The 21548-nt window shown below is 60.0% G+C and carries 21 protein-coding genes and 8 pseudogenes; 24 read left to right on the top strand and 5 right to left on the bottom strand.

What is annotated here, in order from left to right; genetic code table 11:
- From I6F35_RS28675 to I6F35_RS28640, 7 genes and pseudogenes are all read left to right on the top strand, one after another.
- A partial coding sequence (locus I6F35_RS28675; RefSeq protein WP_275945507.1) for an ISAs1 family transposase occupies positions 1-315 on the top strand: 315 nt, incomplete at its 5' end.
- A gap of 1124 nt (positions 316-1439) precedes the next feature.
- Positions 1440-2186, top strand: a complete 747-nt coding sequence (gene tnpB, locus I6F35_RS40585) for an IS66 family insertion sequence element accessory protein TnpB (RefSeq protein WP_346283208.1) — start codon at positions 1440-1442, stop codon at positions 2184-2186.
- Between the two features lie 45 nt (positions 2187-2231).
- Positions 2232-3029 (top strand): annotated as a pseudogene (locus I6F35_RS28660) (transposase); the annotation flags it as partial.
- A 144-nt stretch (positions 3030-3173) separates the two neighbouring features.
- Positions 3174-3359 carry a hypothetical protein gene (locus tag I6F35_RS28655; RefSeq protein ID WP_225120999.1) on the top strand — a complete coding sequence of 62 codons (186 nt, stop codon included), beginning with the start codon at positions 3174-3176 and terminating at the stop codon, positions 3357-3359.
- Between the two features lie 214 nt (positions 3360-3573).
- Positions 3574-4826: pseudogene (ltrA, locus tag I6F35_RS28650) on the top strand (group II intron reverse transcriptase/maturase).
- An 80-nt stretch (positions 4827-4906) separates the two neighbouring features.
- A pseudogene (locus tag I6F35_RS28645) lies at positions 4907-5593 on the top strand (IS66 family transposase); the annotation flags it as partial.
- A gap of 5 nt (positions 5594-5598) precedes the next feature.
- Positions 5599-6033 (top strand): annotated as a pseudogene (locus I6F35_RS28640) (SDR family oxidoreductase); the annotation flags it as partial.
- 21 nt (positions 6034-6054) lie between these two features.
- Here I6F35_RS28640 and I6F35_RS28635 read toward each other — a convergent pair.
- From I6F35_RS28635 to I6F35_RS28625, 3 genes and pseudogenes are all read right to left on the bottom strand, one after another.
- On the bottom strand, positions 6055-6468 hold the full coding sequence (locus I6F35_RS28635; protein ID WP_225121007.1) for a hypothetical protein: 414 nt from the start codon (positions 6466-6468) through the stop codon (positions 6055-6057).
- A gap of 116 nt (positions 6469-6584) precedes the next feature.
- Positions 6585-6944, bottom strand: a complete 360-nt coding sequence (locus I6F35_RS28630; protein WP_225120998.1) for a Dabb family protein — start codon at positions 6942-6944, stop codon at positions 6585-6587.
- 158 nt (positions 6945-7102) lie between these two features.
- Positions 7103-7366: pseudogene (locus I6F35_RS28625) on the bottom strand (FCD domain-containing protein); the annotation flags it as partial.
- 165 nt (positions 7367-7531) lie between these two features.
- On the opposite strand from I6F35_RS28625, the gene I6F35_RS28620 reads away from it, so the two are divergent.
- From I6F35_RS28620 to I6F35_RS40285, 5 genes are all read left to right on the top strand, one after another.
- The gene (locus I6F35_RS28620) at positions 7532-7834 is read left to right on the top strand and encodes a pirin family protein (RefSeq protein WP_225120997.1); all 303 of its coding nucleotides are present in this window, start codon (positions 7532-7534) and stop codon (positions 7832-7834) included.
- Between the two features lie 150 nt (positions 7835-7984).
- Positions 7985-8554, top strand: coding sequence for a nitroreductase family protein (locus tag I6F35_RS28615; protein ID WP_225120996.1), 570 nt, complete (start codon positions 7985-7987; stop codon positions 8552-8554).
- Between the two features lie 224 nt (positions 8555-8778).
- Positions 8779-9282: a hypothetical protein gene (locus I6F35_RS28610; RefSeq protein WP_225120995.1), complete on the top strand. Its 504-nt coding sequence runs from the start codon at positions 8779-8781 to the stop codon at positions 9280-9282.
- Positions 9283-9315: 33 nt separating this feature from the next.
- The gene (locus tag I6F35_RS28605) at positions 9316-9816 is read left to right on the top strand and encodes a TlpA disulfide reductase family protein (protein ID WP_346283207.1); all 501 of its coding nucleotides are present in this window, start codon (positions 9316-9318) and stop codon (positions 9814-9816) included.
- Positions 9798-9923, top strand: coding sequence for a hypothetical protein (locus I6F35_RS40285; protein WP_275945506.1), 126 nt, complete (start codon positions 9798-9800; stop codon positions 9921-9923). Before I6F35_RS28605 ends, I6F35_RS40285 begins: the two co-directional genes overlap by 19 nt.
- A gap of 314 nt (positions 9924-10237) precedes the next feature.
- Here the strand turns inward: I6F35_RS40285 and I6F35_RS28600 are convergent.
- Positions 10238-10573, bottom strand: a pseudogene (locus I6F35_RS28600) (AMP-binding protein); the annotation flags it as partial.
- 627 nt (positions 10574-11200) lie between these two features.
- Between I6F35_RS28600 and I6F35_RS28595 the strand changes: the two are divergent.
- From I6F35_RS28595 to I6F35_RS28585, 3 genes are all read left to right on the top strand, one after another.
- Entirely contained in the window at positions 11201-11875 is a 675-nt protein-coding gene (locus tag I6F35_RS28595; protein WP_275945505.1) for a hypothetical protein, read from the top strand.
- 204 nt (positions 11876-12079) lie between these two features.
- Complete coding sequence (locus I6F35_RS28590) at positions 12080-12781, top strand: VOC family protein (protein ID WP_225120994.1); 702 nt, start codon at positions 12080-12082, stop codon at positions 12779-12781.
- Between the two features lie 2 nt (positions 12782-12783).
- Positions 12784-13044 carry a hypothetical protein gene (locus tag I6F35_RS28585; RefSeq protein WP_225120993.1) on the top strand — a complete coding sequence of 87 codons (261 nt, stop codon included), beginning with the start codon at positions 12784-12786 and terminating at the stop codon, positions 13042-13044.
- A 643-nt stretch (positions 13045-13687) separates the two neighbouring features.
- On the opposite strand, the gene I6F35_RS28580 is transcribed toward I6F35_RS28585, so the two are convergent.
- The gene (locus tag I6F35_RS28580) at positions 13688-14578 is read right to left on the bottom strand and encodes a LysR family transcriptional regulator (protein ID WP_225120992.1); all 891 of its coding nucleotides are present in this window, start codon (positions 14576-14578) and stop codon (positions 13688-13690) included.
- Positions 14579-14672: 94 nt separating this feature from the next.
- On the opposite strand from I6F35_RS28580, the gene I6F35_RS28575 reads away from it, so the two are divergent.
- The 9 genes and pseudogenes from I6F35_RS28575 (at position 14673) to I6F35_RS28535 (ending at position 21299) form a co-directional block, all read left to right on the top strand.
- Positions 14673-14879, top strand: coding sequence for a pirin-like C-terminal cupin domain-containing protein (locus I6F35_RS28575; protein ID WP_225120991.1), 207 nt, complete (start codon positions 14673-14675; stop codon positions 14877-14879).
- 65 nt (positions 14880-14944) lie between these two features.
- A complete protein-coding gene (locus tag I6F35_RS28570; RefSeq protein WP_225120990.1) occupies positions 14945-15349 on the top strand; it encodes a DoxX family protein in 405 nt (134 codons plus the stop codon).
- A 251-nt stretch (positions 15350-15600) separates the two neighbouring features.
- A pseudogene (locus tag I6F35_RS28565) lies at positions 15601-15924 on the top strand (DoxX family protein).
- 58 nt (positions 15925-15982) lie between these two features.
- On the top strand, positions 15983-16585 hold the full coding sequence (locus I6F35_RS28560) for an FMN-dependent NADH-azoreductase (RefSeq protein WP_225120989.1): 603 nt from the start codon (positions 15983-15985) through the stop codon (positions 16583-16585).
- 18 nt (positions 16586-16603) lie between these two features.
- Positions 16604-16936 (top strand): annotated as a pseudogene (locus I6F35_RS39970) (pirin family protein); the annotation flags it as partial.
- A 223-nt stretch (positions 16937-17159) separates the two neighbouring features.
- Positions 17160-17525, top strand: coding sequence for a pirin-like C-terminal cupin domain-containing protein (locus I6F35_RS28550; RefSeq protein WP_225120988.1), 366 nt, complete (start codon positions 17160-17162; stop codon positions 17523-17525).
- A gap of 18 nt (positions 17526-17543) precedes the next feature.
- Positions 17544-18590 carry an Atu2307/SP_0267 family LLM class monooxygenase gene (locus tag I6F35_RS28545; protein WP_225120987.1) on the top strand — a complete coding sequence of 349 codons (1047 nt, stop codon included), beginning with the start codon at positions 17544-17546 and terminating at the stop codon, positions 18588-18590.
- A gap of 21 nt (positions 18591-18611) precedes the next feature.
- Entirely contained in the window at positions 18612-19586 is a 975-nt protein-coding gene (locus tag I6F35_RS28540) for a pirin family protein (protein ID WP_225120986.1), read from the top strand.
- A gap of 1011 nt (positions 19587-20597) precedes the next feature.
- The gene (locus I6F35_RS28535) at positions 20598-21299 is read left to right on the top strand and encodes a TetR/AcrR family transcriptional regulator (RefSeq protein WP_225120985.1); all 702 of its coding nucleotides are present in this window, start codon (positions 20598-20600) and stop codon (positions 21297-21299) included.
- Positions 21300-21548 lie beyond the last annotated feature (249 nt).

Raw genomic sequence — 21548 nt, 5'->3', positions numbered from 1 at the left:
AATGCCGGCAAGACCGCCAAGCACAAGGTCCGATACTTCCTGGCCTCGTGCCTGCTGTCGGCCAAGAAGCTGCTCGCGGTCGTGCGCGCCCACTGGGGCATCGAGAACAACCTGCACTGGGTCCTCGATACGGTGTTCGATGAAGATGCCTGCCGCAGCCGCAAGGATCACGCGCCGGAAAACCTCGCCGTCATCCGCAAGCTCGCCATCAACATCCTGCAGGCTACCCCAGGACCTGCTCGCATCAGCCACAAAATGCTCCAGGCCAGATGGAACAACGACTTCCTTCTCTGCGCCCTCGCCCATATGCGATAGCCCTAGATTCAAAGGGGGAGCAGGTAGTGCGTTGCGCCTCGCTAACACTGATTGACGAGCACCGAAATAGAAACAATCGCAACAGGAGCTTTAAACGTTAGGCGAAGAAGCAGACTGCGCCCGAGTGCCCTCGGAAAATCGGCGGCACGAACGCTGGCACAGCCGCAAGCGGGAAGAAAAGTGGCTCGCGAGTGATCTAGATCAAGGCAAAACTGAAGTAGCCGAGCTATGTTGCGGTGTGCCGAGCGGCCTTCGGGCTATTGAGGCCACGAGGTCCGGCCTCCTAGGCACGTTGGACCTCGTCAAACCTACGACTTTCCTCATGCGGTTCTAAACGGCTTTGATCGAAATGTTGAATGGGGATTTGAGGAGGGGCCAACTGGCGCAGGAGCGAGCCCTCGACCGTGTAATAAGCATGGCCGATCATGCAGAAATTCTCCGCACGCGAGCCGAGCAATGCCGGTAGCAAGCTGCGAAAATGGTTTGTCGGTCAACAAACCGCAACTGCTGCAGCTCTCTGGTGAATGGCTGAGGCTTGCGCGGTTCACTAGCCGCCGATGGAGCCGGAGCAGCCTGGGCGGCACATTGCCCGCACGCTTGTGCTTTGCTGATGTGCGACCTCTTTGCTGATCAACTTCAGCCGCTTGCCCTCGGTCGGCCGAGAGGGAGCACAGCCCCGGCGCGGCACCGAGCTGTCGCGCCGGGGCACACGACCTGGACTCACTGAGCCGAATATGATTCGAAGGAAATCAACACATCTTACACGTTATCAGACTTCTTCGGGAGCGCTTTGAGCCGGAGGTGGGGACGAAGGAGAAATTTTCCCCGGTCATGCTCGGCACGGGCCGCGAGAGGAGTCTATAAAGCGCTAGAAGACGATGCCCATGTCAGTCGCTTCTTCCGTGCTGATCTCTTTGGCGGAAACTTCCTTATATATGCGACGGAGCTCTTCGAGCCTTTCGAGCGAGACTTGGTGGCCGGTGGGGTGCATACCCGTTCGAATGTACTTCCGCCGCTCGGTAGGTCATAGACGCGAAAGCTTGGAGGCATCCCTCCGTTGAGGGCCGCCTTGTTTGACGGAGGCGAGCGCTGCAGGTCCTAGGGGTAATCCTAGGAGAAGCGCTATGACGATTTCGCGGGCGGAGGTGATCACATCGGTCGAGCGGCGGCGGCGATGGTCGCGAGACGAGAAGGAACGGCTAGTTGCAGCGTCGCTCGAGCCCGGAGCCACTGTTTCCGAGGTGGTTCGCATGGCCGGCCTTCATGTGAGCCAGCTGTTCAGGTGGCGCAAAGAGCTTTGCAAGCACGCTGAGACGAGTATAGCTCCGTTCGTGCCAGTCGAGATTGGGCCGTCTGTGCCGCCGCACGATCTGACCGAAGCGCCATTGACGACGGCCCCGGCGCGTCGACGGAGGAGCCATGGCATCATCGAGATTGATCTTGGTAGCGGACACCGCATCCGGGTCAATGGCGAGGTTGATGGAGACGCGCTGCGTCGCGTTCTCGATGCCCCTGGTGCGCCGATGATCCCCGTTCCGACAGGCGCGCGAGTGAGGCTCGCGACAGGCTACACCGATATGCGCCGAGGCTTTCCGTCGTTGGCACTCCAGGTGCAGGAGGTGCTGCACAAAGACCCGCTCAACGGTCATCTGTTCGTCTTCCGCGGTCGCCGCAGCGATCTTGTGAAGGTGATCTGGCACGATGGCCAGGGAGCATGCCTGTTTACCAAAAGGCTCGAGAGAGGAAAGTTCATCTGGCCATCGGTTGCCGGTGAATCAGTAACGATCTCGCCGGCGCAGTTGAGCTATCTGTTGTCCGGGATCGATTGGCGCAACCCACAAGAAACCCAGCGTCCAACGCGGGTCGGATAGCGTTTTATGGTTTGAATCTGCGGCTTGATCTGATTCACTGGCGTCATGATATCGAAGCCGGACGATCTTCCATCGGACCTTGCGAGTGCCCTGGCGGCGCTGCAGGCCGAGCGTGAGGCGCGGCTACATGCTGAAGCGGTGGCTGCCAGTGTGCGGGCGGAGCTGTCGGACAACGAGGCGCTGATTGCGCATCTTGAGCTGCGGATCGAGAAGCTCAAACGCGAACTGTACGGGCCGCGCTCCGAGCGCACGGCACGGCTGCTCGAGCAGTTGGAGCTGGAGCTCGAGGAACTCGTTACCACGGCGAGCGAGGATGAGCTTGCGGCGCAGGCCGCAGCGGCGAAGACGCAGAACGTCCGTTCCTTCACGCGCAAGCGGCCGGTGCGCAAGCCATGGCCGGATGACATCGAACGCGAGCGCGTCGTCATGGAGGCTCCAACGAGCTGCGCCTGCTGCGGTGGATCGCGGCTGGCGAAGATCGGCGAGGATGTGACCAAGACGCTGGAGGAGATCCCACGCCGCTTCAAGTTGATCGAGACGGTACGGGACAAGTTCACCTGCCGCGATTGCGAGAAGATCAGCCAGCCGCCCGCGCCGTTCCATGCCACGCCGCGCGGCTTCATTGGCCCACAATTGCTGGCGACGATCCTGTTCGACAAATTCGGCATGCATATCCCGCTCAACCGCCAGAGTGCGCGCTTCTAGGCCGAGGGGATCGACCTGTCGTTGTCGACCCTGGCCGACCAGGTCGGCCACGGCACCTTCGCCGTCATGCCGCTCTTTCATTTGATCGAACGCCATGTGCTCGCGGCCGAGCGCCTTCATGGCGATGACAGTGTGCTGCAGAAGCACACAGAAAGGATGATCGTGATGATCTGATAATCTGTGAGCACAAGCTGTGACAGCGATGAGGGAAGGCCCCTCGGGATCGGTTTTCAGGAGGAGGTCCCAAATCACTTCAAGCGGCTTCGCTTAAGAGGCGCGGTCGTGAGCGTTGAAGCTAACGATCGGGAAATACCCGAGCGGATGAGCATCCGAATGAAAATGAACCCGCCGATGAAGCGTCGTAACATGGAAATCGTCGTCAAAACCAGAGGTGTGTCGTCCCTCTGGGATCAGTCCGCTGGAAGCCTGATGATTGGGCGGGCGGCGACCGGCGTTGAGGGGGCGTGAATCGGATGCAGGCGTTGTCGCGGAACTGCAGGAACCAGTCGCTCCGATGCAAAGGGAGAAGCACAAGCGGAGAAAACCGCGAGGCAAGAGTACCGATGCGGAGCACTGGGGCGGACCGATCCGTACAAGTGACGAAGGCTCGTAATGGGGCTGGAGCGAAGGGATCGGATCAGGTGGGCTGGCCATCGTTGCAACTGGCAACAGGAGGACGGCGGTGAACCAGCCAAGCAAGCCGTTCAACATCGACAAAGGAAAGGTGTACGAAGCGTATCTGCAGGTGCGATCCAATGGTGGCGCAGCCGGTGTCGACGGAGTGACGATTGAGGAATTTGAATCCGACTTGAAGAGTAACCCCTACAAGATTTGGAATCGAATGAGCTCAGGCGCCTACTTCCCGCCACCTGTTCGTGCCGTCTCCATTCCGAAGAAGAGCGGAGGCCAAAGGATCCTCGGGGTGCCAACTGTGGCGGATCGCGTGGCACAAACAGTTGCCAAACAACTCATTGAACCGACTCTGGACGCAATCTTTCTGGCGGATTCCTACGGTTATAGGCCGGGCAAATCGGCTCTTGATGCCGTAGGCGTCACGCGCAAGCGTTGCTGGAAATACGACTGGGTTCTAGAGTTCGATATCAAGGGACTGTTTGACAACATTGACCACGAGCTTCTGCTGCGGGCTGTCCGGAAGCATGTAAAGTGCGAGTGGGCGTTGCTCTACATCGAACGATGGCTGACAGCGCCGATTGTGCAAGAGGATGGAGCTGTCGTCGAGCGAAGCTGCGGCACCCCGCAAGGGGGAGTAGTGAGCCCGATTCTCGCCAATCTCTTCATGCACTATACATTTGATCTCTGGATGGCACGAACGTTCCCGAACTCAGGTGGTGCCGGTATGCTGACGACGGGTTGATACACTGCCAGAGTGAGGTGGAGGCGCAGAGCGTTTGCGAAGCGCTGAAAATTCGACTGGCCGAGTGTCGTCTGGAATTGCATCCGACGAAGACGAGGATTGTCTACTGCAAGGACGATCGACGCCAAGGCAAGAGCGAGACGGTCATGTTCGACTTTCTCGGATATTGCTTCAGGCCGAGGTCAGTCCGGGGGCCGTACTCGCAAAAAATTTTCTGCGGGTTCACTCCGGCGGTCAGCAAGTCAGTGCTGAACGCGATGCGGGCAACGATCCGAGACTTGAACTTTCGTCGGCGGCCAAATCTGACGCTGGACGACATTGCCCGCGAACTAAACCCGATAGTTCGGGGGTGGATCGCGTACTACGGGCAATACATGCGCTCGGCGCTATATCCGATGGCCCGCTACATCAACCAAACAATAGCTATCTGGTTGAAACGAAAGTACAAGCGCTTCCGCCATCGGTTGGGGCGCGCTCGCATCTTCCTGGAGAAGATCGCTCGCGAGAACCGCAGACTCTTTGCTCACTGGCAACTCGGTATTGGCGACAAGCTTGCCTGATGGGAGCCGGGTGAGGTGAGAGCCTCACGCCCTGGTTCTGCGAGAGGCCGGAGGTGAAATCCCCCCGGCCTACTCACCCCACCATCCGTATCCTGGCGAAGGGCAAGTGTACCACCGGACGGATCTGGACTTATGTGCGGGATGACCGGCCCTTCGCCGGGCCCGCGCCGCCGGCGGCGGTCTATTACGCCTCGAGCGACCGACGAGGCGAGCATCCCCAGAAGCATCTGGTCGCCTTCGGTGGTATCCTGCAAGCCGATTGCTACAGCGGGTTCGAACCGCTGTTCGATCCGCAGAAGAAGGCGCGGCCGATTACGCCGGCATTTTGCTTTGCCCATGCACGACGGGGCTTCTTCGAGCTGGCCGACATCGAGAAAAATGCTCGGGAAGGTAAGAAGGGCAAACCGGTCTCTCCGATCGCGCTGCAGGCGGTCAGACGCCTGGATGCATTGTTCGAGATCGAGCGCGCCATCAACGGCCGCGGCGCCGAGGAGCGGCGTGCCGTGCGCCAGGAACAGAGCAAGCCGCTTCTCGAGGACATGCACGTCTGGTTGCTGCGTGAGCGCGAAACCCTCTCGCGCTCCTCCGAGGTCTTAAAGCCTATGAATTACCTGCTCAGGCGCTGGGACGACTTCGCCCGCTTCCTCGACGATGGCAGGATCTGCTTGACCAACAATTGTGCCGAGCGCGCATTGAGAGGCATCGCCTTGGGACGGCGGACCTTCGCCGGCAGCCAGCGTGGCGCCGACCGTGCCGCCATCATGCTGCGGACAATGCGGCCTTCGCGTCCGACGACACCTGGCAGCAATCCTGGCACATCAACGTCATGGCGCACGTCGGGGCCGCGCGTTTCCTTCTGCCGCGGATGGTCGCGAAATGAGGCGGGATCTTTCTTCAGACCGCGTCCGCAGCCGGCCTGCTCAACCAGGTCGGCAGCGCCGTCTATGGTACGACGAAGCACGCGGGCATCGGCCTTGCGGAAAACCTCGCCTTCGGCCACCGCGACCAGGGCATCCGTGTTGCCGTGCTGTGCCCCCAAGGCGTGGACACGCCGCTCCTGAACGATATTCCGTCAGGCCCGGAAAGCGCCGACGGAATCCTGTCGCCGCGAGACGTGGCTCTGGCCGCGCTGAAGGGGCTCGACGATGGCAGCTTCTTGATCCTGCCCCATGCCGTGGTCAGGGATTACTCCCGACGAAAAGCCGAGATGACATCAAGAGCTCGATCGTCAACATCGCATCCATTCTGGGCCTGCGCGTGGCCGGCACCGTCGCGCCTTACGCAATATCGAAGGCGGGGGAATTGCCGGCGCGGGCAATCGCTGCAGTGTCCTGTTCAGATCACAAGAGAGGAAGCCGGCTGCGCCTCCCTGGAACGGCGGGAGATCGGGACGATGTTCCTCCGAATACTTGGCGAGCAGGTTGCGAAGAGCTCCCCACGGATCGCCCTCGAGAACCTCTCCTTTGCAACTCGCTCGTCCGTCCGCGATCATGTAGGTGCTGAATGGGTCGCAGGCCAGATATGAGTAGCGCCCAAGCAACTCATGCCTTGCCGCGCTATCGAGAAACGTAAGGTGCGGCCGATGCGCGAGACATCGCATCGCTGTGACAGGATCAATCCACTGCAGCTCGCGAACGTGCATCGGGCTGTCAGTCACCGACGACTGGCGTGCTTTGAGACGCGCTCCGATCGTGATCCCCACCCCGACGAGAGTGACGGTCGTCGGGGCCACGCAAGCTTTTGAGACCGATTGTCAGGCTAACCCCCGCCAGTAGGCACGTTGCGCCGAGCGGCTTGGCTTGTCGCTTCCGTTGAGGCGAAACGCACATCCGCTGATACGTTGTAGTCGGCCGCGAACCGCAGCTCCCGGAGTGGTCGTACCCGCCGAATCGATTCCTGGTACAGATCATGCGCCTTGTACGCTGCGAGGTCCGCTTCGTTGTCGAACTCACCATAGACAACCACGTCGATATCATTGCCGAGCTGGTCGGTCTTGCGATTGCATGCAACCTCGAGCCGGCGTGCGTGTGGGATGGTGGTCAGAACCGACAGGCCTTCGATTATTTGGTCGATATGGGCCTTATCCTTGGCGGTGAAGAAGACGATATGACAAATCATGGGTAGTGACCGTAAGGTGATGTCGCAAGTTGGCGCATGACTAGCTTGGGATCGAGCCAACCGCAATGCTAGCGCGGCATGCCGGATCACACGGCAAGATGGTCGGTGGTTGGGCCTTGCGATCACCTGAAACGGAACTCGCCAGATCTCATTCCTGGTCAGGACGCTGGAAGGGCGAGGCGCTCAATTGTTTGAATGTGGCGCGCGAGCAGGTTCCGGTCCTGATCGACATTGCGCGCCCGCACTGCCTGCAGAATCAGCCGGCGATCCTGATTGGAGCGCGGTCGCCAGCCGTTACTTCGCGCCATCGCGAACACCAGACGAGAATTTGCAAGTTGCAGTACGTCGAGGCTCGCGAGTAGGCGCGGCATCGCGCAGGGCGCCACCAGCGCATGGTGAAAGGCGCGGTCGGTCATCTCAAAATGCTGCCGCATTCGACCACAGTGGCAGAGGATCTGCAGCTGATCGAATGTGGGGGTGCCAAGCTTCATTTCTAAGATCCTGAATAGTGTTTTCTATATTATCCATATTTTCTGAAATTTGAAAGGAGGATACCCGATTGACAATCGTTCAAACGAGACCTCCCCATGAACACCGTGATACTTGTTCGCGCGCGCAAAATCTCGACGCTTCATGCCGCCTGCCATACCCTCGAAGGAGATGGTTTCGAGGCTCGTCGCGTCATCCCATCTCCTGCCTTTGATGCCATTGGGCCCTTCATCTTCCTTGATCACTTCGGTCCGATCGAGGTCCGCCCCCGCGAAGCCAAGGGCGCGTCGGCCCATCCTCACGCCGGCATCGAAACGCTCAGTCTGCTCCTCGAAGGGCGCACCGTGCACAAGGACAGCCTTGGCAATATCAGTGCGATGGGCCCGGGCGAGGTGCAATAAAGCGCGCCGGCTGCGGCGTCATCCACGGTGAAGCGCCGGACGACGCGGGGCCGAGTTGGACAGATCGGACGTGCCCCGTCGCGCTGATCTTCATGGTCAGAACTGCCATCGATCCAGCCATCTCAAACAAACCAGAAGAAGTGTCTTTCCATGCCCACACCTACCTCACTTTCCTCCGTGAATTCAAACACAGCCTCGACCTTCTCGGTGACGCAAGTCCTGGGAGCACTTCGCTGGCGTCATGCGACCAAGACTTTTGATCCGGCCCGGAAGGTATCCGACGCTGATCTGGAAGCTTTGCTCGAAGTGATCCGGCTTGCCCCGACCTCCTCGGGAATGCAGCGTTTCCATGTGACGGTCGTTTCCAATCCTTCGATCAAGGAAAATATCCGCAAAGCGTCGTTCGGGCAGGAGCAAACGACGACGTCGTCCCACGTTCTGGTATTTTCGGCTCGCCCCAATTTTCGCGACCGCGCCGAACGGCTGTTTGCTGCAGCATTGGCAAATGGCGGTCCACCCGAAAACGTCGCGATGTTACGGAGGAACACCAAGATCGGTGTGGCGATCCGCACGCTGACCGCAAGCAGGGAAGCATGGGCCGCGCGCCAAGCCTATATCGCGCTTGGCTTTGCTCTCGTGGCGGCCGCTGAACTGGGAATCGACGCGTGCCTAATGGAGGGCTTTCTTCCCGGCAAGCTTGCAAAGGCGATCCATCTTTAGACGGCACTGACGCCCGTTGTGATGATGGCGATTGGCTATCGATCTGATGCTGACAAGATCAGACCGAAATATGGTTTGTCCAAAGAAAAGCTGATCCGCGTGATCTAGCCGAAGGCGCACACCGCGCTAAACGCACGGACATTAGATCGTCCGGATCGGTCGCCTTGACGCTCAATCGGAGCACGAGGACGTCTCCTCCACCAAAGTTCTTTGAGGCTGTCGGGATGCGCTTTTCTTTCTGCCAACTGACAATTCCTGTTGCGTTCACTCTCGCTCTCGTTGTGCCCTTCACCGCGACCCTGCTGCTGACCGATTCGGTCTCTGCGGTCTCGAAATCGCCGACCAAGCCCGCTCCACCTCGGATGCATCGCCTGGTGTTGCCGATCAATAGCGATGATCCCACCACGATGCGCGCGCTGATATCGACGGCCCTCAACCTCCCGAGATATTTCCAGGAGCGCAACGAACCGTCCACGATCGAGGTGGTCGCCTACAACCTCGGCGTTCACATGCTCCGTACCGATACTTCGCCGGTGAAAGATCTGCTGCGAGTAGTAAGCGCGGTGAATCCGAACATTCGTTTCGTGGTCTGCGAGGCGACGAAGCTCGGCATGGAGCGAGCCGAGGGTCATCCGATCACCCTTATCGACAACGTCGATCTCGTGCCGAGCGGACCTGGGCGCATTATCGAATTGCAGGAAGACGGTTGGTCGTACATCCGGTCATGACAATCGGATCAATACTGCGCAGCGAACCCTTTCATGATGTCTGATCAGATTACAACACGCCGCGCCTTCGTTGCGCGGTTAGCAGGCGCGGGCGCCGCGCTGGCAATGCCAGTTATATCGGACAGCGAGGCCGGCGAACCGCCTCCATTCACAACAGTTCGGCATCAGTTCATAGAGCTTCGCGGCGCAAGGCCGGTCCCGCCCGTCCCGATCCGGCGTCTCTCCGGAGGCGTGCTCGATCTGACCTCCCTTAGGGGGACGGTAGTGCTCGTCAACTTCTGGGCGACCTGGTGCCCGGCCTGCCGGACCGAATTGCCGATGTTGGATCGGCTGGCGACAATCGGCCGGCCCGACCTCGCGGTCATCGCAATCGCGACGGATCGCGATCGATCAAAGGTCGCACCTTTCGTGAGGGAGCTGAAGCTTCATCGCCTCACGATCGGGTTCGATCCTGGAGGCCTGGTCACACGTGCCGGCGCCCGCGGGGAGGCTGAGCGCCGTTCGCGCTATACGGCATGCCGATCTCGTTCCTGATCGGCGTTACTGGACAGGTCGAAGGCTACATCAGCGGTGAAGCGGACTGGCTCTCCGGCGATGCGAGCCGGCTGTTCGATTACTACGCCACTGCCAGTGGCAAGTGACTAGAATGCGAATGATCGTGTGACGGCTTCCGCGCCTCGAGCAATCGGAGTCCGAGTCCTCTCCTCGTCTGCGTGCTGCTGTTGGATGGCGTTGACGTCGAAGCTGCAGGACCGACACTTTGCAATGGACGGTCGAGGCGTTCTAGCATGCCGGTACGTCGTCACGCGTGTCGTGTACCGGAGGTCGTGGCCTTTCACCATTTGGGCGCCGCGCGCAAAGCTGATCTGGCTCGTCATGCCCAAGATTGAAGGTATCGTAAGCTCGGCGAGTGTGGGGAAAGGCGGCAGCACTCCATTGACTCGAACCCACGACCTCACGTTGAAATCTTTGTGTGCTGGTCGCGGCCGTTCAACGACGCTGCGCTTCCTTTGGTTGCGATCGTGATCTGCAGGGAGGGAATTTGCTGCCGCATGTCCTCGGCAAAGGAGATGAAGTCGAACCGCGGATCAAGCCCAGGCACGATGTGAGCGCGCGCGGAGGCATGCCTTCCGAGATAGCCAATTTCGATCTGGCGGTGAGCTGCGAGCGTGCAGACCGGGATCAGGCCGGCCTTGAGGCAGGCGATGAGCGCGATCACCAGTTCTTTCGAGTTCGGCAACTGAAAGAGAATCCGATCCTGGGGCTCGGGACCGAGGCGGAGGAAGGCCGAAGCAGCCTTGTCGGTGACGACGTCAAGCTAGGAGTAGGTGCAGCACCAATCCGTCTCGGAGCGGGCAGGCCGGTTCGGGTGCGCTCTGACAGCGTCGGCAAAAGCGGAAACGAGCGTCTCTGTGGTGAGAACACCAGCGTTGACGTATTCCTAAAGCCGTCCAGCGATTGACAAACGACACCCGCAATCGCGTGGCGAACTCCAACTCTCTCCAACGATGTCTTCCGCTTTGTGTAGAGTTTTGGCTCGCAGAATAGCCGACAGCAAACTCGACCACAGAAGTTTTATCGACGTCGATAAAGTTCGACATTTGTGTCGAAAAACAGTTTGACGCGACGAATTGCCGGCCTCATAATGGAAACAGATCGCAGAGGGGGAGAGATCTGCTGATGGATGATTCCCGCGTTGCGTTGAGGGATGCGATAACGACAGCGGGCCTCCGGGCTACCCAGAGGAGCGACGACGCGTTGTCGGAAGGAGCGCGACTGACTATCTAACTGATAGCTGGTCAGAACATCCGCGATTGGTTGGAACAGAAGCGCTTTCTAATGATGAGCCGGCGAGGTGAGATCAGTGCCCAAGCGAATAGTCCAGATCGGTCAGATCGTGCCGAGCTCGAACACGACCATGGAAACCGAAATTCCGGCGCTTGTTCGCGCCAGGGAATCGGCGGGAATGCGTGACGCCACACTTACGTTCCATTCCAGTCGGATGAGGATGAAGAAGGTCGTCAAGGCCGAATTGGAAGCCATGGACCGGGATAGCATCAGGTGCGCCGCGGAATTGGCTGACGCGCCCGTGGATGTCGTCGGCTATGCCTGCCTGGTGGTCATCACGTCGATGGGTGCCGGATATCACAGAAAATCCGAGGCCCAGCTTTACGATGTTCTCAAGCGCGAAGGCCGCGACGTGCCGGTCGTTACCTCGGTCGGAGCGCTCGTTGACGAACTCAAGCGCAGCGGTGTGCGTTCGATATCCGTCGTAACGCCCTACGTCAGACCGCTGACGGACCTCGTTGTCGATTACATCCAAAACGAAGGCATCATCGTGAAGGACTCGATTCGTTGTCGGTCGATGACAACGTTGCCATCGGTCGGCGCGATCCAGATCTGCTTATCGACGACGTTGCCAGACTCGATATCGGAGGGGTCGACGCCGTCGTGCTGTCCCCTGCGTTCAAATGCCATCGCTCAAGGCCATTCAGCGCGTCGAAGATTGGCTCGGGCTGCCTGTGACGTCGGCCGCGATCTGCACGGCCCGCAAGATGCTCAGCGTCGCTCAGCTCGAGCCGGTGGCTCCTGATGCCGGATTCTTCCTGTCCTCCGCAAATCTCAGCGAGGGAGCGCTTCGTAGGAAGGCTGCGCAGCACGTCGCCTGATTGATCCCTGAGCGTGTCGTTCGGGGGGACAGCGCAGGGCCCGGGTATCGAAGAGATCGGTTGCGTCGATCAGGCGGTGTCTGCCCAGCGGCGCGAGCCGCGCAAACAAACAAGGATGGAGAACCAAGATGCAGGAAACTTTGCACCAAGAGGCGAGATCGGACAGCCCCTACACGACCAAGAGGGAGTACCAGACCCGGGAGGTCGATATCGGGAGCCTGAAGAAGGCAAGCGGCGATACTGTTCAGCCGCGCCTGGATGGGGTGGATCACACCGCCCGGCCAACCTGGAAGCTGCGGGAAACCATCGAATTCTATCGAGATATTCTCGGTCTGCCGCTGGTTCATACGATCAGCGCCCGCGGTTGGGGCGATCCCGGTCATCCCGATTTTCTCCACTTCTTCTTCGATGCAGGCAAAGGTGCCACGATCGCCTTCTTCTACTACATCGGATCTGACCTGACCGAAAAATACATGCCGGAGGATCATCATTTCTATTCGGCGACGCATACCGCGTGGAGTGTGCCCACCGCCGAGGAGCTGCAATGCTGGAAGACCACTCTCGAAGCGCGCGGCCTCACGGTTTCGCCCTACACGCGTCACGAGATCCTGGAGTCGATCTACTTCCGTGACCCCAACGGATACCCGATCGAGATCACACTTCGCTTGCGCGACGTCGAAGTCATCGACGAGCTTGATGCGAAGCTGACACTCGAGGCTGCGATTCAGGTTGAAGATGAATTGAGGACGAAGGGAGATCGCCTTCGAGACATCGATACGGTCTGGCGTCGCAAGGCGAAACTTGTTGAAGAATTCATTGGGGAGCGCTGAAAATGGTCGTTCTGTATGTGCTCGACGTCAAGGAGTTCCTGCCGATTGTCGAAACGGCCCGGAAGATCTCGGACTGGACGGTCTCAAAATCCGACAAGGGCTATTATAGGATAAGCTCGCCCACGGAGATCGTCCTCAATCGCAAGGCGATGAAGATGAAGCCGGCGGTCTGGTACGGACTGTTTACCGGCGGAATGAATGGCGAGATCGCCGAGTTCGGCAGAGAGGAAGTGCGCGTCATCGGCACCAATCGCGCCCTCTGATCACAGTCGCGTAACCGCGTGATCCGTCACCAGATGGTCGCGCACCCATCTTGCGGTGCGTGCACTGCCGGCAGTTTTGCCGCAGTCCTCGCCTTGATGGCACGGGACGCCGGCGCACGGAAGATTGCAGTGAAAGCGTCAAAGAGTGATGATGCGGGGCCACCCCTTGAGGAGCCACTCGTTGCGGCTCCACACGTCGTTTCCGCTGCAAATCATAGTTTTGACTGCACTCAGGTGGTAGCACTTGGACGGAGCTTTGATGCGCGCATTGATGGGACTCATCAAAGATAGAAACGGTACCTACGCGGGATCTCGCCGGACAACGTGCTCGAACACTTCAGGTTCGAGTTCGTGACGACCTCGGAGCTGATCCAACTCACTAAGCCTTCCATGGCGACACCGAACACACGGAGGGTCGCCAACTGCGCAGTGACGTCGCGGAGCTGAGCGCGTTCTTTCTTCGCCAAGCAGACGCTTACACCTCCGACGATCAAACACCTGCGGTGGATATGGTTAAAGCTGTTTCAGCGGTGCACGGCTTGCCGCTCATCGATAATGACGGCGCTGTCGCTGCAGTTTCGCTGCCGGCCTGATCGCTTAATCCCGATCGGTCGACCTGCTTCACAAACGCGCGCCCAGAACCTCACATCTGCGCCGCAAATCGATCGATCAGCCATTGAGTTGCAGGACCCGGAGGCTTTTGCACTCGCCAAATGGCCTGCAACGGATACAGGACATCCTTCCAGCCCGGCACGTCCAGCTCGACCAGCCGTCCGGCGTCCAGATCGGCGCGGACCATAAAGTCGGGCATCGAGCCCCAACCTATGGCGGCCAGTAACAAGGCATGCTTCACACCGAGGTCCGCAAGCCGCCATGTCCCGTTACTGACAACACCGAAATCCTGGCCTCGTGTGAGTGGCGAGCGGTCCGTCAGAACCAGCTGGATGTGCTCTCGCAGGTCACCTGACGAATGCCGTCGCGCGCGTGCCAGCGGATGAGAAGGCGATGCCACGGGGATCAGCCTGACATGTCCGACCGGCTGCCTGTCTATATCGTCCGGAAGAGAATGAATCGCGCAGTTGATTCCCAGTCGCGCGGTGCCGTCTGCTACGAGCTGGGTCACCGCACCAAGCGCCTCTGCATGTAATCGCAACTGAACCGTCGGATAGGCGACCTGGAAACCTTGGAGAGCGTCGACAAGACGAGCCGTCGGGAGCATTACGTCCGCCACCAGCGACACCTCCGCTTCCTCGCCTTCGCGCAGGCTGGCCGCCTTGGCGCGCATCTTGTCCATCCCCTGAAGAACCGACCGTGCCTGAGCGAGGAGTGCTCGCCCGGCTTCGGTCAATTCAGGCTTTTTCGTTCCCGAGCGATCGAACACAAGGACCCCGAGTTGCTCCTCGAGATTGTCGATCCCGTAGGCGATTGCAGAGGTAGCGCGATTGAGGCGGCGCCCCGCTGCTGTGAAACTGCCGCAGTCCGCCACGGTGGCGAGGATCTGCAGCTGATCGAACGTAGGAGTACCAACCTGCATTTCTAAAACCCTGAACAATCTTTTCTATATTATCCATATTTATTGAGATGCGAAGGGGAGATACGGCTCCGCCAATGCTGCACCGGGGCCGCCTATGAACACCCTCGTTGTCCGCGAGCGCAAAATCTCCACGCTTCACGCCGCCTTCCATACCCTCGGAGGAGATGGCTTCGAGGTTCGTCGCGAGGCGATCTGCTCGAGCCTTCCATCGTACGCCACCGGTCCCTTCGTCATGAATACCATCGCCGAACTCGAACGCGCGGTCCGCGACTATCACGCGGGCCGGACGGAGCAGATCTGACCTGCCCATCCTCAGGGCAAGAACAGCCATTAATCCAGCCATCTCAAACCAGAAGAGTGTCTTCCATGTCCACACCTACCTATCTTCCCGCACTCGGCCGATTACTGATCGCACTCATCTTCGTCATGTCCGGCGTCGCCAAGATCGCTGCTCCCGCCAACACGATCGCCTACATCCAGTCGGTCGGCGCGCCATTCGCCCGGGTGGCTTTCGCCGTCGCGGTCGTAGTCGAGGTGGGCGGGGGGCTCGCTCTGATCGCTGGTTTTCAGACCCGCCTGACCGCTACAGCTCTGGCGATCTTCACGCTCGCCACGGCCATCTTGTTTCACAACAATATGGCTGACCAGAACGAGATGGTTCATTTCATGAAGAACATCGCGATCACCGGCGGTCTTCTGCAGGTGATCGCGTTTGGTGCCGGCGCATTCAGTCTGGACAACCGACGCAAGTCCGTTTCCATTACCGCGTGAACTCTGAGCATCGGCGATGCAGGGCGGCCAGTCGCTCTTGTGAAGCGGAGGAGTCCGGGGCGCTGGTAGACCGGCGGAAGCGGGATTAGCGCTTCGCGAGAGCTCCCCTGGCTCAACCTTTCACAACAACGATCACAAACTGCACAGGGTTCTCGAATGAAAACCAAACAACAGTGCTTGCCGCAGCCGGCCGCAGTTTGATTGCCATTCGTTTTCTTCTGAGTGCCATCAGCAAGCTCACGGCAGCCACGATGATCGAAGGTTACATCGCCTCGACGGGCCTTCCGGCCCCATTTCTCGGCTATCTGATCGCAGTCATCGTAGAAGTCGGGGGGCGGACTGGCGCTTGTGTTCGGGTATCGAAGGCGGATCGTGGCGCTGATCCTCGCGGCCTTTTGCGCTTGGCGCTTCATAACGACTTCTTGCACCAGCACCAGCTCATCCTAAAGAAGATTGCAGTTGCGGGCGGTCTGCTTCAGGTCGCGGCCTTTGGCGCCGGCGCGTGGAGTCTCATGCCCGCCGTGTGCGCATCACCGGCTACGCCTCGAGCTGATGTTTGGCTCAGCGATTGCTGAACCGGCCTGGATCTCTTGAAACCTCTCACAAACGTCCTCACAAGCGAAGGAAAACAACATGCCGACTATTCTCGTGCTCAACAGCAGCGTATCCGGCGATGCATCCGTCTCCAAGATCCTGATCGACGAAGCCGTCCGCAACCTCTCCAGAGCAAATCCGGGCGCGACCGTGATTCAACGAGATCTCGGCGCTAACCCCGTTCCTCATCTGACGGGAGCCAATGTGGCAGGCGTCAGAGGAGAGCCGAAGTCCGATGAGGAGCGGGCGGCTCGCGCTCTTTCGGATGAGCTGATCGCCGAGCTGCGCGCTGCGGATACGATCGTCATCGGGGCGCCGATGTACAACTTCAGCATCCCGACGGGGCTGCGGTCCTGGTTTGATTACGTGCTGCGGGCCGGCGAGACATTCAGCTATTCGGAAGCCCGCCCGCAGGGCCTGATCACCGGCAAGCGCGTCATCGTCGTCGAATCACGCGGTGGCCTCTATTCCGAGGGGCCTGCCAATGTGATGGATTTCCAGGAACCCTATCTGCGCACGCTCTTGGGCTTTATCGGGTTGACCGACATCACCTTCATCCATGCGGAGAAGATCGGCTTCGGGCCCGAAGCGCGCGAGGCGGCACTCGCCAGTGCAAAGCAGGCGCTCGCCACGGCAGCGTGACCCGCACAGGCCTCGTCCATGACCAGCTCAAGCGCAACGTCGGACACAACAGTGGAGCAAGTAATGCTTCCAGTCCGGGATCTGGATGACGGCTTCGAGGTTCGTCGCGCGTTGCTCTCGGCGCGGCGCCGAATGGTCGGCCCCTTCATCTTCCTCGATCAATTCGGGCCGGTTGTGCTCCGTGCCCGGGCCGGCCCAGGTGTCCGTCCTCAACATCATATCGGTCTCTCGACGCTGACCTACCTGCTCGAAGGCGAGATGATTCACTGCGACAGCGCGGGCCATATCGAGACGATCCGCCCCGGCGACGTGAATTGGATGACGGCGGGCCGCGACATCGTTCATTCGGAGCGCACGCCACCGAAGGTCCAGGCCCAGGGCGGCACGATGTTCGGCCAGGAGATATGGGTTGCGCTGTCCAAGGCGCTGGAAGACATGGCGCCGGACTTTTCCAATCACGCCAAACGCGCACTGCCGAGGGTCTCGTCTGACGGGCTCTCGCTCACCGTCGTGGCGGGCGAAGCGTTCGGACATCGCTCGCCCGTGCCGGTCTATTCAGACCTAATGTGTGTCGATGCAGGATGCGCGAGCTCGATTGCAGGTCCCTGCAGATCATATCGAGTGGGCCGCATTCGTCATCTCGGGCGAAATCGAGGTAGCGGGCCAGAGCGGTATCTTCGACGAAACGCAGCTGGTAGCCTTCAAGCCCGGCGCCGAGATCGTGCTTCTGGCGCGGGGCCCTTCCCATCTGATGCTGCTCGGAGGTGAGCCCTTTCCCGAGAAGCGTCACATCTATTGGAACTTCGTCTCCAGCTCGAAGGACCGGATCGATCAGGCCGAGGATGACTGGCGACACGGCCGCTTCGCCGAGATCGGCGCAGGAACGGAGTTCATACCCTTGCTACCCGATCCACCAGGGATACGGATCGCTGGCTTATGATTTTGCAAGGTCGCGATCATGGAGATCGGTATCGATAGTTTTGCGGCAGTCCTGCCTGACCCGGTGACGGGAAAGCCGCCTTCGCCAACCGAGCGCGTGGCGAATCTCCTGGAAGAGGTGGAGGTCGCGGATCGTGTCGGGCTCGACGTGTTTGGTATTGGCGAGCACCACCGCTCGGAATTTCTGGATTCGGCACCTGCGGTCATCTTGGCGGCGGCCGCCGCCCGCACGCAGAACATCCGGCTCACCAGCGCCGTTACCGTGCTGAGCGCCGCCGATCCCGTGCGGGTGTTCCAGGAGTTCGCTACCCTCGATCTGATTGCAAAGGGTCGCGCCGAAATCATCGTTGGTCGAGGTTCGTTCGGCGAGGCCTATCCCTTGTTCGGCTTCCGCATGGAGGATTATGACGATCTCTTCGCAGAGAAACTCGACCTCTTCCTGAAGCTGCGTGAGACGACACATCCGAAATGGAGGGGGCGGTTTCGCGCGCCGCTCATGGGCCGGGGCGTTTTCCCTCGGCCCGACCAACAGCGCCTGCCGGTATGGCTTGGCGTCGGGGGAACGCCGCAATCCTTCGCACGCGCTGGGATGCTCGGCCTGCCGCTGATGGTCGCTATCATCGGCGGCAGCTTCGAGCGGTTCCGTCCGCTCGTCGATCTCTACCGCGACAGCGGGCTGCGCGCTGGACATCGGCCGGATCAACTCATCGTCGGCGTCCATGCCGTAGGCTTCGTCGGAGAGACTTCGGCAAAAGCCAGGGACGCCTTATTTCCGGGTTGGGCGCACATGGTCGAGACGATCGGCCGCGAACGCGGTTGGTCTGCGCCGTCGCGTGAGCAATTCGAGGCGATGTGTGGACCGGCTGGCCCGTTCCTGATCGGCGATCCGGAGAGCGTCGCCAGGAAGATTCTGGATGCCAGCGTCGCGCTCGGCGGCGTGTCCCGCATCACCTTCCAGATGAGTTCGGCCTCCCTCGAAACCGCCGCGATGAAGCGTTCGATCGAACTGCTCGGCACCGAGGTAGCCCCCATCGTCCGGAACGATCGGCGGGAGCGGAGGCCGTGAACGCGCAATTCCAAAGCAATGATGATCGTTGGCCTGATCCGTTCCGAAGTCGTGCCACCGACACCTGAAGGGGGTCCTATGTCCGTATCCACTGCTTCCAGCAACGCTACCGCGGCAATGGCAGTCGTGCCGCGCAAGATCATGCGACGCACACGCGGTCATCAATCGGGAGGGCCGATCACGCGGCTGATGAGTCCGTCCGACCTCGGCCAGTTTCTGAAACCCTTCGTGTTTCTCGATATCTTCGATGCAGACGGGGCGACCATCCAAGGCATGCGGGACATGCCGCTTCATCCCCATTCCGGGATCGCGACCGTAACCGTCATCGTCGAAGGCAGCATGTGCTACAGCGATCCGGCGATCGGCTCCGGAACGCTCGGCTATGGAGGCGTCGAATGGATGCGCGCCGGTGGCGGGGTCTGGCATGGCAAGGAATTGTCCGGCGAGGACGTGCCGCGCATCCTTGGCTTTCAGCTCTGGCTATCGCTGCCCGCCGAGCTGGAGAACAGCGAACCAGTAAGCCGCTATATCGAAGCCAAGGACATGGTGAGCGCAGGGCCCGCCCATATCATCGTGGGCAGCCATCAAGGTGTGCAAAGTCCGGTGCCCGCGCTGGAAGGCGTCAACTATCTCCTCGTCACGCTGCGGCCCGGCGAGCGCTGGACCTACGCGCCGCCTGCCGACCACACCGTAGGATGGCTGGCGCTCGCCAAAGGTTCACTCGACGCCGGCTCTCCCGTTGCGGCAGGTGAGATGGTGATCTTCGAGTCGGGGCAAGCGCCGATCGAGCTCGCCGCGTCTGGCAGGGACGACGCCGTGTTCGTGCTGGGTTCGGCCGTGCCGCATCCGTACCCGCTACATCTCGGCTATTACTCGGTCCATACATCGGCACAAGCCTTGGCAGCCGGCGAAAGCCGCATTGCCGAACTCGGACGCAACATGCAGGAGGCAGGCGATCGGCGCACGGCCTCTGGCACCATCCCAGTATTCCGCTGATCGGCCGCTCCATATCTTTATCTTTGCTCTCGTCCCCGCTCCGCATCGGCGATCTCGATCTCCCCAATCGCGTCATCATGGCGCCGATGACCCGCTCGCGCGCGGGCGAGGTCCTTGACGGCCGAATATTATCGCCAGCGCGCAATGCCGGCTGACCATGGCGCTTGCCAGAGCAAACGGCCGCCTTTGAGGCGTGACCTTGAGGCAGTCTCTTGATGGTGAGGGTGGCAGTGATGCAGCGGCCTTGAGCGGAAGCATTGGGAGTACGAGAGAGACTCCGGACCGACCGGGCATCTCGATTAGCGGCATCGTCTCATTGCCATTGTACCGGAGCGGCAGAGGCTCGCAGATAGTCGTTGATCTTCGCCATCTTAATCGGCTGGAGGCGCCATCGGCTTGCACCGGCCTTCGTCATGGTCACGAGCGCCCGGTGCTCCTCAAGGCGCAAATCACTCCAGCCTCGAAGCTGCGGAGCTGCCGCCCAATGCTTCGGCGTGGGGAGTTAGTAGTCGAGCCCGTTTCTGCTTCCCCGCCCGTCCGGAAGACGCCGCAGGCGTCTTCACGAGGCTCTGGTATCTCGCCATGGCGGCTGCGATCGACATTGCGCGGGCGCAGTCTGGTGCTCGCGACGGGCCCAACCATCGGCGATGGCAAGGTCAAAATCGCGGTGCCGACAGATATCGCTGAATCGTCCGCCATGTCGGGATCCACATCATCGATACTCCGACGCATCCGGGCCAAAATATCCATGGGGTCACCACTCAGGCGGCTGGCGACGAACGAAGGGAGAAACTGCTGAAGACCACTTGACCGGGTCAATAATATCGAAAAGAATCCGCTTAGGCACATGAATCCCTCACCACAAGCTTGTCCAGTTGCTCCGTCGAAATTGCCCCCCGTCGGTCAGGGGGATCGCTGTCCCGTCATCATGAGATATGCAGCCGACCCTGACGAGAGAGGCAGCATCGGAAGTGGGCCAAGTCGACACCTCTTTACAGGGACCGGGGCACAATGAAATCCAAGAAGAAAGCATCTTCTCCGAGAAAAGAACTTGTCTTGCAGGAATTTCTTGCGAAGGCAGCCGAGCTTTTCGAGCAGAAGGGCTTTTCACAAACCACTATTCAAGACATCGCGCTGGCTCTCGATCTAAGCCGGTCGTCGGTCTATCACTACTTCAAAAGCAAGGAAGAGATTCTCGAGGCGCTGGTGCAGGAGGACGCCAGCGTAGTTGGAGAATACGTGGCGACGGCGGATACGAGACCGAGAGGTTCTGCTCGCGATGTACTGCAGGCGTTGCTGACGCACCTGATCCACCGGCGCTTGACCGGAGGTGCCCGTTTGCGGGTTCTCGACAAACTCGCCGTGGAGATGCCACCCCCGATCAGGCAGAAATTCGATCAAACCCGCCGGCGGGTGCTTGACCTCTATGCGAAGGTCATTTCGCAAGGTATTGACCGTGGCGAACTGAGACCTGTCGATGCCAGGATAGCCGCGCTTTCAATTCTCGGGATCGCGAATTGGACGTCGTGGTGGTATTCCCCCACTGGGCGGAAATCTCCCGAGGAATTGTCCGAGATACTCGTTGACATCGCGTTCCACGGCGTCGTCCAGCCGGTCGGCCGTTCCAACGGAACGCAAAAGGTGCAGAATCTGATACGGTCACTGAAGCAGGATATCTCCCTTCTGGAAAAAGTGATCGGTTCGGCCCCTTAGGTCGGAGCTGAAAGCGGCGAGATATTCCGCCGGCGTCCAGAAGGCCACGGACCAACCGCGTTCGAGGTGCCGCCGGTCATGAGTGTATTCGATAGGTTCCCGATCACCATGACGGTGACCGCGAACGGCCCTGATCAATGTGATCCCATGCCGAACCTTCGAAGGGTATGATCTCCTCTGCGAATGCTTGCGGAAATTGACATTCGCTAATCTTGAGAAAGGCGAAGCGGCGATTCCCAAACAGGCTCT

This window comes from Bradyrhizobium sp. BRP22 (assembly GCF_020194175.1).
In the GTDB taxonomy this organism is placed as follows: Bacteria; Pseudomonadota; Alphaproteobacteria; order Rhizobiales; family Xanthobacteraceae; genus Bradyrhizobium.
The sequence above is the reverse complement of the archived record's forward strand: the minus strand, read 5'-3'. Positions and strand labels throughout refer to the sequence as shown.